This window comes from Burkholderia sp. AU18528, assembly GCF_002223215.2.
GTDB lineage: Bacteria > Pseudomonadota > Gammaproteobacteria > Burkholderiales > Burkholderiaceae > Burkholderia > Burkholderia semiarida.
Genome location: NZ_NKFC02000004.1, coordinates 1,707,859 through 1,719,828 on the forward strand (window position 1 = coordinate 1,707,859; position 11,970 = coordinate 1,719,828).

General features: G+C 64.5%; 11 protein-coding genes and 1 pseudogene. 5 read left to right on the forward strand and 7 right to left on the reverse strand.

What is annotated here, in order from left to right:
* Nucleotides 1–330: 330 nt before the first annotated feature.
* The 3 genes from CFB52_RS10730 to CFB52_RS10735 form a co-directional block, all read right to left on the reverse strand.
* Entirely contained in the window at nucleotides 331–1,335 is a 1,005-nt protein-coding gene (locus tag CFB52_RS10730; protein ID WP_144029735.1) for an SMI1/KNR4 family protein, read from the reverse strand.
* Nucleotides 1,336–1,567: 232 nt separating this feature from the next.
* Entirely contained in the window at nucleotides 1,568–2,014 is a 447-nt protein-coding gene (locus tag CFB52_RS34200) for a hypothetical protein (protein WP_144029736.1), read from the reverse strand.
* A gap of 113 nt (nucleotides 2,015–2,127) precedes the next feature.
* Nucleotides 2,128–2,361, reverse strand: coding sequence for a hypothetical protein (locus CFB52_RS10735; protein WP_099316553.1), 234 nt, complete (start codon nucleotides 2,359–2,361; stop codon nucleotides 2,128–2,130).
* Nucleotides 2,362–2,705: 344 nt separating this feature from the next.
* Between CFB52_RS10735 and mutS the strand changes: the two genes are divergently transcribed.
* Both mutS and CFB52_RS10745 read left to right on the forward strand, forming a co-directional pair.
* On the forward strand, nucleotides 2,706–5,363 hold the full coding sequence (mutS, locus tag CFB52_RS10740; protein WP_099316554.1) for a DNA mismatch repair protein MutS: 2,658 nt from the start codon (nucleotides 2,706–2,708) through the stop codon (nucleotides 5,361–5,363).
* Nucleotides 5,344–6,615: a hypothetical protein gene (locus CFB52_RS10745; protein WP_180278201.1), complete on the forward strand. Its 1,272-nt coding sequence runs from the start codon at nucleotides 5,344–5,346 to the stop codon at nucleotides 6,613–6,615. The genes mutS and CFB52_RS10745 overlap by 20 nt, the downstream gene beginning before the upstream one ends.
* Here the strand turns inward: CFB52_RS10745 and CFB52_RS10750 are convergent.
* A complete protein-coding gene (locus CFB52_RS10750) occupies nucleotides 6,595–7,137 on the reverse strand; it encodes a peptidylprolyl isomerase (RefSeq protein WP_059643952.1) in 543 nt (180 codons plus the stop codon). The two genes, CFB52_RS10745 and CFB52_RS10750, sit on opposite strands and share 21 nt — an antisense overlap.
* A gap of 32 nt (nucleotides 7,138–7,169) precedes the next feature.
* Between CFB52_RS10750 and CFB52_RS10755 the strand changes: the two genes are divergently transcribed.
* From CFB52_RS10755 to CFB52_RS10765, 3 genes and pseudogenes are all read left to right on the forward strand, one after another.
* Complete coding sequence (locus tag CFB52_RS10755) at nucleotides 7,170–8,390, forward strand: cupin domain-containing protein (RefSeq protein ID WP_099316555.1); 1,221 nt, start codon at nucleotides 7,170–7,172, stop codon at nucleotides 8,388–8,390.
* Between the two features lie 56 nt (nucleotides 8,391–8,446).
* Nucleotides 8,447–8,693 (forward strand): annotated as a pseudogene (locus CFB52_RS35290) (hypothetical protein).
* Nucleotides 8,623–8,886, forward strand: coding sequence for a hypothetical protein (locus CFB52_RS10765; protein ID WP_021162672.1), 264 nt, complete (start codon nucleotides 8,623–8,625; stop codon nucleotides 8,884–8,886). The pseudogene CFB52_RS35290 and the gene CFB52_RS10765 overlap by 71 nt, the downstream one beginning before the upstream one ends.
* A gap of 113 nt (nucleotides 8,887–8,999) precedes the next feature.
* On the opposite strand, the gene CFB52_RS10770 is transcribed toward CFB52_RS10765, so the two are convergent.
* The 3 genes from CFB52_RS10770 to dapA all read right to left on the reverse strand — a co-directional run bounded on the left by CFB52_RS10770 (nucleotide 9,000) and on the right by dapA (nucleotide 11,940).
* Entirely contained in the window at nucleotides 9,000–9,776 is a 777-nt protein-coding gene (locus tag CFB52_RS10770) for an MBL fold metallo-hydrolase (protein ID WP_059583365.1), read from the reverse strand.
* Nucleotides 9,777–9,780: 4 nt separating this feature from the next.
* Nucleotides 9,781–10,926, reverse strand: a complete 1,146-nt coding sequence (gene bamC / locus CFB52_RS10775) for an outer membrane protein assembly factor BamC (protein ID WP_059583363.1) — start codon at nucleotides 10,924–10,926, stop codon at nucleotides 9,781–9,783.
* Between the two features lie 111 nt (nucleotides 10,927–11,037).
* Entirely contained in the window at nucleotides 11,038–11,940 is a 903-nt protein-coding gene (gene dapA, locus CFB52_RS10780; protein WP_059583362.1) for a 4-hydroxy-tetrahydrodipicolinate synthase, read from the reverse strand.
* Between the last annotated feature and the right edge of the window lie 30 nt (nucleotides 11,941–11,970).

Below are 11,970 nucleotides of genomic sequence, written 5' to 3' on the forward strand. Positions count from 1 at the left end.
GCCACGATCAGTAAAGGCAAAATCGACCATTGATATCGCCACCCGACGCGTCGACCAAGTACCCCGTAACGACCCTGACCCGTCGAAATTCCAGACCCGACGGATCAGTCAATTCATCGTCCGATCGGCAAACATCAGTCGTAACCACCAAAGCCACTGGTAAACTCAGGCAACCCAAGCAACAACTTCATGCCTGACCGATGACCACGCTGTCGCCCGAGGCCTTTGCCGGCCACACCCCGATGATGCAGCAGTACTGCGCCTTATCTGACAAGGCACGGCACATAAACCTACGCTGAGACCTACGCCTGCCCTTTTCGGGATCGACCGTTATCCAAACCACGGAACCGAATCAAAATGTGCGTCGTTTTGATTGCTCGGGAACGAAGTAACGATTAGTTCAATCGATGGGGAGCTTGCATTTTCCGTAGGCGACGCGAGTTGTCGCAACGTTAATCGGTGCGGACCGGGCGACACGGGCATCCTGAGATGATGGTTTCTCATGGGCAGTTCATCGCGGAATTGCGCGGCCATCGTTAGCTGTGTGTAGTCGGTTAGCCACAGGCCCTGCTCCCCGACGTTTACAACTCCAGACACCTCGCGCAACACCGTAGCCGGCAGCGGAGCGTCAGAGATGCGAAGAACTCGGTCAGCAAAATCATGGCCAGGGTATGCGATGAACAGCGCCGCGTTATTCATCTGTTCGGCAAATCGCGCGAGAACTTGATCAAGCGTCCAGTTTTCATCGACGTATCCCGAGTACATATCGGGACACACCAACGCGACAAATCCATCTGCATCAACCGTTGCCTGCAGCTCCAGTTCTGGTCCAATCAGTTGAAGGAAGGTTGCGAAATCGTCAGCGACTCGCTGGACCGATCCCTCAGGATCGACGCCGTCGAACGCCACCACTGGCAATGGCGCAGCGCCCGTCAAATCAAAAGCAAAGAGCTCAAGCCCACCGTTCCCACCGAACACAAACCACCCGGGATAAAGCCCGGATAGCGCGACGCTCCCCGCAGTCTCCGCATCGTCTAAGCAAAAAACTCCCCAAGGCTCGCACAACGGCCCTTCTCCACCGTTGCTAAACCTCAGGAACTCCACGTATTCCGCGGGTAGGTCAAATCCGGCTGCACGCCGAAGACTCGCGATCGCAGCCTCTGACGCTCCACCTACTCTGTACCAACTCTTCAGCACTCGATCCTGCATCGCCACCCCGATCGGTCTTTTCAGGCAAATGTATTTCGTCAGAGAATTGTCGCAGATCGCGCCCTCGCCGCACAAAACAGGTCGAAATCGAAAGATCAAATGAGGCGCGGAATGGCCGTTGGTCACGAGTCGTGATCACCGGCAACTGGCCGAACGGCGAACTTCGAGCGGTCGCGTCCGGCCCACTGGTAAACTCGGGCAGCCAAAGCAACTTTTCCCGGTCACATGAGCATGCAACCCACCGCAGCACCTGCACCCGTCACTCCAATGATGCAGCAGTACCTGCGCCTTATCTGACGCGGGTCAGCGAAAAAACCTACGCCAAGACTTACGCCTGCTGTTTTAAGAAGCCATTAGCTCAGTCCATCAAGAATCTAGATTCTGGACAAACCCACGGCCGGCCATTACCGATGAAGAAGATGTAGCGAGTGCCTTGTTCTGAAATCGAATTTCTAGCATCCGGCCTTCGCAAGAAACGAATTTTAACCGCCTTAGCAACAACACCCACCTCTGCTTTCAGGGTTGCACTTTCCGGGCTTCCTTCGACTGCTTCAAGGCGACCAAATCTGTATCCAATTGCCATGTAGAAGTGGGCAACCGCGATAACGAATAAGCAAATACCCGCGCCCCCAAACGCTATTCCTCCTACTGAATCACCAGTGATGCCAAAGTACGCAATAGCGCGCTCCAATGCATAGCTACCCAGCAAGGTAGATCCCAGGCCCATGATCGCGTAAGCATTTGCGCGTGACTCTGGTCTCATTTGTAGCCTCACTGAACCGTGATTGATAATTTCAAGAAGCACACCGCCCCCTGATGCGTCCCTGGCTATCGACGAACCCAAACAGTCATAATCTAGGCGATCTAGTAGAGTCGTCCAACGGGAAGTGGTCGCGTTGCGCGTCGTCGCCCCCCGTTTCACTCGGACGCGTCCTCGATAGCCTTCAAAATTATTTGCTGGTCGTCAATTACACTCTCATCTCCGGAAAAGCGGGACATTTCCATATGTCCATCGTCGAACACGTCGATCTCGATACGCTCGCCTGGCACAGTTATGGAAATCAGAATGGTGTCCGGGCGATGCCGGCCCAATGTATAAAAGAGGCGGCGTTCGTCCAGGTTGCTAAGCAATTCGTACAAAGGATGCGTCATATATCCTCCGTCACGGTCAGCAGATCACGACAAAGCCGAAAATGACGCGGTAGATCGATTCGTTCACGTAGCGGTCTCCGGTCGACATATCGAGGAAATGGACAGAACGTCCGATGCTCGATCAATGAACCCTTACAGTCACAATCTAGACTGTCGACCGCAACTGGCGTGTCGGGGTTAGCACTATGTGGCGGGTTGTGCCCGCAGCGCTACGCGCGTGAGGCAGGACAGGCCCCTGACGCTGCCGAGTCCCCCTACAGCTGGCCAAACGGCCAACTTCGCGCGTTCACGTCGATGCCACTGGTAAACTCGGGCAACCCAAGCAACAACTTCATGCCTGACCTATGACCACGCTGTCGCCCGAAGCCTTCGCAGGCCACACTCCAATGATGCAGCAGTACCTGCGCATCAAGGCCGATCATCCGGACACGCTCGTCTTCTACCGGATGGGCGACTTCTACGAGCTGTTCTTCGAGGATGCGGAAAAAGCGGCACGCCTGCTCGACCTGACCCTCACGCAGCGCGGCGCGTCGGCCGGCACGCCGATCAAGATGGCCGGCGTCCCGCATCACGCGGTCGAGCAATATCTGGCGAAGCTCGTGAAGATGGGCGAATCGGTTGCGATCTGCGAGCAGATCGGCGATCCGGCCACGTCGAAGGGCCCGGTGGAGCGCAAGGTCGTGCGCGTCGTCACGCCCGGCACGCTGACCGATGCCGCGCTGCTGTCCGACAAGAACGACGTCTACCTGCTCGCGATGTGCACCGGCCACAACAAGCGCGGCGTCGCGGTCAACATCGGCCTCGCGTGGCTGAACCTCGCGAGCGGTGCGCTGCGGCTCGCCGAAATCGAGCCCGAGCAGCTCGCCGCCGCGCTCGAACGCATCCGGCCGGCCGAAATCCTGACGCCTGACGGGGCAACCGACGCCATTCCCACCGGCGCGGGCGCAACCAAGCGCGTGCCGGCCTGGCACTTCGACATCGCATCGGGCACGCAGCGTCTGTGCGATCAGCTCGACGTCGCGAGCCTCGACGGTTTCGGCGCGCATTCGCTGACGAGTGCGTGCGGCGCGGCCGGCGCGCTGCTGCTTTATGCCGCGGCCACGCAAGGCCAGCAACTGCGGCACGTGCGCAGCCTGAAGGTCGAGAACGAAACCGAATACATCGGGCTCGATCCGGCCACGCGCCGCAATCTCGAACTGACCGAGACGCTGCGCGGCACCGAGTCGCCCACGCTGTATTCGCTGCTGGACACCTGCTGCACGACGATGGGCAGCCGCCTGCTGCGTCACTGGCTGCATCATCCGCCGCGCGCATCGGTCGCCGCGCAGTCGCGCCAGCAGGCAATCGGCGCGCTGCTCGATGCGCCGGCCAGCGCGAGCCTCGATGCGCTGCGCTGCGCACTGCGCCAGATCGCCGACGTCGAACGGATCACCGGGCGGCTCGCGCTGCTGTCCGCGCGCCCGCGCGACCTGTCGAGCCTGCGCGACACGTTCGCCGCGCTGCCGGCGCTGCGCGAGCGCATCGGCGCGATCGTCGCGAACGCGGATGCGCTCGCGCGCGTCGACGCGGCGCTCGCACCGCCCGCCGAATGCCTCGACCTGCTGACGAGCGCGATCGCCACCGAGCCGGCCGCGATGGTGCGCGACGGCGGGGTAATCGCGCGCGGCTACGATGCCGAGCTCGACGAGCTGCGCGACATTTCGGAGAACTGCGGGCAGTTCCTGATCGACCTCGAAGCGCGCGAGCGCGCGCGCACCGGCATCGCGAACCTGCGCGTCGAATACAACAAGGTGCACGGCTTCTACATCGAGGTCACGCGCGGCCAGACCGACAAGGTGCCCGACGACTACCGCCGTCGCCAGACGCTGAAGAACGCCGAGCGCTACATCACGCCGGAACTGAAGACCTTCGAGGATAAGGCGCTGTCCGCGCAGGAGCGCGCATTGGCGCGCGAGCGCGCGCTGTACGACTCGGTGCTGCAGGCGCTGCTGCCGTTCATCCCCGAATGCCAGCGCGTCGCCTCGGCCCTCGCCGAGCTCGACCTGCTCGCCGCCTTCGCCGAACGTGCACGCGCGCTCGACTGGGTCGCGCCCACCTTCACCGACGAGATCGGCATCGAAATCGAACAGGGGCGCCATCCGGTCGTCGAAGCGCAGGTCGAGCAGTTCATCGCGAACGACTGCCGGTTCGGCCCCGAGCGCAAGCTGTTGTTGATCACCGGGCCGAACATGGGCGGTAAGTCGACGTTCATGCGGCAGACCGCACTGATCGCGCTGATGGCGTACGTCGGCAGCTACGTGCCGGCGAAGTCCGCGTGCTTCGGCCCGATCGACCGGATCTTCACGCGCATCGGCGCGGCCGACGATCTCGCGGGCGGCCGCTCGACCTTCATGGTCGAGATGACCGAGGCCGCGGCGATTCTCAACGACGCGACGTCGCAAAGCCTGGTGCTGATGGACGAGATCGGCCGCGGCACGTCGACCTTCGACGGCCTCGCGCTCGCCTGGGCCATCGCGCGCCACCTGCTGGCGCACAACGCGTGCTACACGCTGTTCGCGACGCACTACTTCGAGCTGACGCAACTGCCGGCCGAATTCCCGCAAGCGGCCAACGTCCATCTGTCGGCGGTCGAGCACGGCCACGGCATCGTGTTCCTGCACGCGGTCAACGAAGGCCCGGCGAACCAGAGCTACGGTCTTCAGGTCGCGCAGCTCGCGGGCGTCCCGGCGCCGGTGATCCGCGCCGCACGCAAGCACCTCGCGTATCTCGAACAGCAGTCGGCCTCCCAGCACACGCCGCAACTCGATCTCTTCAGCGCGCCGCCGGCGGCCGTCGACGATCTCGAATGCGCGGATGCGCCGGCGCTGCCCGACACGCCGCACCCGGCGCTCGAAAAACTGCGCGACATCGATCCCGACGATCTCAAGCCGCGCGAGGCGCTCGACCTGCTGTACGAACTGCGCACGCTGGTCCGGTCGCACGATGCCGACGGGCACGCGTAAGCGCATTGCGCGGGGCCTGCCGGCCCGCGCCGCCGCCGCGCTCGTCGCGGCGGTTGTTGCGTTCGCGCAGGCCGGTGCGCTGGCCGCGCCGCCCAAGCGCAGCGCCGCGCCCTACTCGTTCGCGGTCGTGTCGGGCGTCATCAACGCCCCGGCGGACGAACCGGCCGCGCAGCGGCTGCTCGATGCGATCGCACGGGAGCGCAACCTCGCGTTCGTCGTCTATGCGGGCGATCTCAAAGGCTCGAAGGAAGCATGCCGCGACACGCTGTATTCGCAGCGCGGCGCGATTCTGGATTCGGCGCGCGTGCCGCTCGTGTTCATTCCCGGCCACGACGACTGGATCGCTTGCAACACCGCGGCGGGAGGCGGCTACGACCCGGTCGAGCGGCTCGATTTCCTGCGGCAGACGCTGCTCGCCGATTCCGCGCTGCCCGACCCCCGTGCGCTGCAGATTACGCGGGAGAGCGAAGTCGCACGGTTCCGGCCGTATCGCGAGAACGCACGCTGGATGCGCGACGACATCGTCTACGTCGCGCTCAACGTGCCGGCGCCGAACAACCATTATTTGACGGCGGGCGGCCGCAACGGCGAATTCGAGGACCGCGTGATCGCGAACAGCTTCTGGATCGACCACGCGGCCGAATATGCGAAGCGGCGCGAAGCGCGCGCGATGGTCGTGATTTTCGAAGGCGATCCGCAGTTCGAACGTTATGAACGCTCGGAGCGCTTCGCGTGGCTGCGCTTCAACCGGCCGCGCGTGCGCGACGGCTTCCGCGAGCTGAAACGAACGCTGGTGAAGGCCGCGGGGGCGTTCCGGGGCCCGATACTGGTGGTGCACGCGAGCGGCGAACCGCTGGCGAACGGCTTTCTGATCGACCGTCCGCTGCATGGCGACGACGGTGAGCTGGTAGGAAACGTGACGCGCGTCGCGATCGGACCGCGCCATCCGGGGAATCAGTGGGTGAAGGTAAGCGTATCGCCAGCACGGCAGACGATCTTCAACGTCAGCCTGCAGGAAGTACCGAAGAACCTGCCGGTGCCGCCCACGCTGCCGCTCGTGCCGCGCGACGACGTGCCGCTGCCGCAGATGCCGGAAATCCCCGCGCTGCCGGCGCTGCCCGATGCGTCGTCGGTCGCGCCGCCGTTGCAGGGCGACGGCGCCGCACCGGGCGGCGCGTCGTGGCCGGCACCGCCCCCTGCATCGGGGCCGGCGCCGGGCCTGCCGGCAAGCTCAGTGCAGGGTGCGCCCTGACGGCGCTTCGCCGTCTTCGTCGTCGTCCTCGTCGAGGATCTCGAGCCCTTCCGCGCCATGCGCGTGCTCGTGCTCGATTTCGTCTTCGGTGGCTTCGCGCACGTCCTTCACGGTCAGCGCGAAACGCAGCGCCATGCCCGCCAGCGGGTGGTTGCCGTCGAGCACGACCTTGTCTTCGGCGATATCGGTGACCGTATAGATTAGCGAGTCGACTTCCTCGTCACCGTCTTCCGGCGTGCCTTCGAACTGCATGCCCACTTCGAGCGGCTCGGGAAAACGGTCGCGCGGCTCGATCTTCACGAGTTCGGGATCGTAGTCGCCGAACGCGTCCTGCGGCTCGAGCTGGATCTGTGCCTGGTAGCCCGCCTCGTGGCCGTCGAGCTGTTCCTCGATCTTGGGGAACGTGCCATCATAGCCGCCGTGCAGATAGACCATCGGCTCGTCGCTTTCCTCGATCAGGTTGCCCTGTGTGTCCGACAGCTTGTAAGTGACCGACACGACGGTGTTTTTTGCGATTTTCATCCAATTCTCCCAAATACAAGTCTCATTATACGATGCGCAACCGGTCTCAAGCCGAACCGCGGCAAGCCGCTGCCGCCCCGCTCGGCGCGCCGCCCCCCGATCTTCCCACGCCGCTGCTCGGCGGCCTTACGCCGGCGCAATTCATGCGCGGCTACTGGCAAAAGAAGCCGCTGCTGATCCGCCAGGCGATTCCCGGCGTCGCGTCGCCGGTCACGCGCGATGCATTGTTCGAGCTCGCCGCCGACTATGACGCGGAATCGCGATTGATCACCCATTTTCGTAACAAGTGGCAACTGGCGCACGGTCCGTTCGAACCCGATTCGCTGCCTGCGGTCACGCGCAAATCCTGGACCCTGCTCGTGCAGGGGCTCGATCTGCACGTCGACGCGGCGCGCGCGCTGCTCGACCGCTTCCGCTTCATCCCCGACGCGCGGCTGGACGATCTGATGATCTCGTACGCGACGGACGGCGGCGGCGTGGGCCCGCACTTCGATTCGTATGACGTATTCCTGCTGCAGGTCGAGGGCCGGCGCCGCTGGCGGGTCGGCGCGCAGAAGGATCTGTCGCTGCAGGCGGACGTGCCGCTGAAGATCCTCGAAAACTTCGAGCCGAGCGACGAATGGGTGCTGGAGCCCGGCGACATGCTGTATTTGCCACCGCACATCGCGCATGACGGCGTCGCCGAGGGCGAGTGCATGACCTGCTCGATCGGCTTCCGGGCGCCGTCCGCGGGCGAGCTGGGCGCCCAGTTCCTGTACTACCTCGCGGAGCGCGGCGGCCTGCGCGACGCGGGCGGCGACGATCTCTACCGCGATCCGAAGCAGCCGGCCGTCGATGCGCCCGCGCAACTGCCGCCGGCCATGGTCGAACGTGTCGCCGAGATCGTCGACGCGATCCGCTGGCGCAAGCGCGACGTCGCCGAATTCCTCGGCTGCTACCTGAGCGAGCCCAAATCGAACGTCGTTTTCGACCCGCCCGAGCGCCCGCTGTCCGAGGCGGCGTTCGTCGCGCAGGCATCACGCCGCGGCGTGCGTCTCGACAGAAGAGCCGCATTGATGTATAACGCGCGCTCGTACTTCATTAATGGCGAGGAAGGACCACTCGAGCAAGCCGATGAATGGCTGCCCGAACTGGCCAATCAACGCCAGATGGAGGCGAAACGGTTTGTAACACTATCCCGGGTTCCCTCGATGACAGCCTTGTTGCACGAGTGGTATCGTGCGGGCTGGATACGGGTCGGATGCCGGAATTAGTGTGAGTCGCCCCGTATGCCCGTACAGATCAAATTCTGTATGGGAAAGACAACGTATTGACCCCGCATTTGTCGACGGTCGATAGGAAAGTGCATATAATTTCCGCCCAAGCCGTAGGGAAGATTCACGCTCTAAGAAGTGCATCTCCACCAGCGGCCCAGGTCGGTGTTGGAGCACATTACCGGTATTGTTTCGCGCTGTTGCTTACCTTTAACCATAAAAGGACGTGATCATGAAGAAATCCCTCCTCGTAGCTTCCCTGTTGGCTGCTGTTGCACTGGCTGCTTGCAACAAGAGCGCTGATCAAGCTGCTTCGTCGGCTGCAAGCGACGCGGCTGCTGCTGCTTCGTCGGCTGCTTCGGCAGTTGCTGGTGCTGCGAGCGACGCTTCGGCTGCTGCTTCGTCGGCAACGGCTGCTGCGAGCGACGCTGCTGCTGCAGTGGCGTCGGCTGCTTCGGCAGCGACGGCTGCTCCGGCTTCGGGCGCAAGCCAGTAAGCCTTCAGCGTCAGCTGAAAAAAACCGGCCCGAGGGCCGGTTTTTTTACGTCTGCCGCTTTCGAATCGAGCGCCCGGCAGTCGCTTCGGGCCGCCGCGGCGGCCCCGCCCTGCTCATCCGAGCGTCAGCCAGTCGAAGCCCGCGTCCTGCGAGGCCACGATCACGTCTTCCCCGTCCGTCCCGAGCACGCCGCCAAACGCCTGGCGAGCCAGTTCCGGCAGATTGTTCTGCTGGCTCAGATGGGCCGCGACCAGGTGCTGGAGACGGCTGCGTTCGAGCGACGCGAGGATGTCGGCCGCCGCGTCGTTGCTCAGGTGGCCGTGGTTGCCGCCGATCCGCGCCTTCAGCGACTGCGGATAGCGGCTGGCGGCCAGCATCGCGGTATCGTGGTTGGATTCGAGCACCAGCGCGTCACAGCCGCTCAGGACGGCCGTGATGTGCGGCGTGGCCATCCCGACGTCCGTCAGCACGCCGAGCCGGCGGCTTCCGTCCATGAACACGAACTGGAGCGGTTCCCGCGCATCGTGGGGCACCGTATAGGGCATCACGGCCAGATCGCGTATCGCGGCCGTCTCGTCGCCCCACAGCACGTGCAGATCGACATCGGCCTCGTCCGCGCCGACCGCGCGCGCGGTGCCCCAGCTCATGTAGAGCGGCAGCGACGCGCGGCGCGCGAGCGTCAGCGCGCTGCCGACGTGGTCGCTGTGTTCGTGGGTAATGAGGATCGCATCGAGATCGGCGATGCAGAGATTCAGTCGGCCGAGCCGGCGCTCGACCTCCTTGGCGGAAAAGCCGCAGTCGAGCAGCACGCGGGTGGTCGTCGTGCCGCTCGAGGCCTCGACGACCAGCGCGTTGCCTTCGCTGCCGCTTCCGAGGCTGGCGAATCGCACGCGTTCAGTTCAGTTGCGCGTGCAGCAGCGAGATGATCCGCTGCGCGTCCGACGAGTTGTCGATCTGGCCATTCGCGCCGATCACCGCGACCTGCGTGCCGCCGGTGCCTTGCGCGCGCACGTTGACGAGGAACTCCTTGCCCGGCTTCGCCGCCGACGGGCCGCCGTAGAACAGCTTGCCGAACAGGCCGTCACGCTTGAGCTCTTCCATCGAATTCGCATAGCGCACGGTGTACACGCCCTTCTCGCGGTCGCGATTGTCGACCGTGAAGTTGGTCCGGTCGAGCGCGAGGCCCACGCGCAGCCAGGCGCGATCGAACGACTCGGCCAGTTGCAGCGTCGCCGCGCCGCCGCTCGTGTCGCTGACCTGCGCCGGCGCCGTCGCGGGGCGCGCATCGGTCAGCAACTGCTTTGCCTGCGCGTCGGTCAGCCCGAACTTCTGCATCAGCTTCGACAGGAACACGGCTTCGAGCACCGGGTTGCGCGGCCGCTCTTCCCAGCGCGACGACGTGCCGCCCTGCGGGCCGACCATCATTTCTTCCATCGCGCTGTGCGTGATCGAGATGTCGGTGTTGCCGTCCGGCGTGCGGTTCACGAGCGTGCGGAAGCGGTCGCGCGTACCCGACGAATACGCGAAATCGATGACCTTGCCGATCGTGCGGCGGAACCAGTCGTCCGGAATGTTCGCGCGGTTCTCGGCCCAGTCGGTGGCCATGATGCCCGTCGACGGCGCATCGGTCTTCAGCGAGAAGCCGTTCTCCTGCCAGAACTCCTTCAGGATCGGCCACAGCTGCTCGGGCGTGCGGCCGTCGACGACGAGCCAGCGGCGGTCGCCGTCGCGCTCGATGTGCATGCCGAGCGGATCCTGCGCGCTCGGGATGCCGTCGGTCGCGTTGCCGGCCTTCGTCGTGGCCCGCGGCGGCAGCGTGCCGAGCCCGGCGTTGGTCGGCGGCGCGACGAACTGCTGCGTCGTCGGCACCGGCTTCAGGTCGCTCGGCACCGCGAGCGGCGGCGCCGAACCGGTGTTCTTGTAGTTGACCCGGTCGGGGGCCAGGTAATCGTTCAGCGTATCGCAGCCAGCGAGCGCGCCCAGCGCCAGCGCCACCACCGACAACTGGATGGCGCGAGAGGAAAAGGCGAAACGTTTCATGAAATCCTTCGTCTTGCTAGAACGCTCGTCAGGAGCGGCGCCGGACGGAGCCGGCCGGTGCGGGTTGATCAGGGGTCGAGCCGGCGGCCGCAGGACGCGGCCGCCTTGCCATCAGAGAACGCCGGCCTCGACGAGGGCCGAACGCACGGCATCGTGGCAGCGCTCGTCGAGCGCCGTGAGCGGCAGCCGGATACCGCCCTGCATCTTGCCCATCGCCTGCAGCGCCCACTTCACCGGGATCGGGTTCGCTTCGATGAACAGGTTCTTGTGCAGCGACAGCAGCTTCATGTGCAGCGTGCGGGCCGTCTGCACGTCGCCGGCCAGCGCCGCGCGGCACAGCTCGCTCATCGCGCGCGGCGCGACGTTCGCGGTCACAGAGATGTTGCCGTGGCCGCCGAGCAGCATCAGCGCGATCGCGGTCGGATCGTCGCCGCTGTAGATCGCGAAATGCTTCGGCGCGGCCTTGATCAGGTGCGCGGCGCGATCGATGTTGCCGGTCGCTTCCTTCACGCCGATGATGCCCGGGACTTCCGCGAGGCGCAGCGTCGTCTCGTGCGCCATGTCCGCGACCGTCCGGCCCGGCACGTTGTACAGGATCACCGGCAGGTCGACCGCTTCGGCGATCGTCCGGAAGTGGCGGTACATGCCTTCCTGCGTCGGCTTGTTGTAGTACGGCACGACCTGCAGCGTCGCGTCCGCGCCGACGGCCTTCGCGTGCTTCGTCAGCTCGATCGCCTCGGCGGTCGAATTGCCGCCCGCGCCCGCGATGATCGGGATGCGTTTCGCCGCATGCTCGACCGCCGTGCGGATCATCAGGATGTGCTCTTCGACGTTGAGCGTTGCCGACTCGCCGCTCGTACCGACGACGACGAGCGCATCGGTGCCTTCCGCGATGTGCCAGTCGATCAGTTTGCGAAACGCCGGCAGGTCGAGACTGCCGTCTTCGAGCATCGGGGTGACGATCGCGGGGATGCTGCCGCGGATTTGAATGCCGTCTTGGGTGCCGTTAGCCATGAAACGCGATTGATTGTGTACCGGTAAACG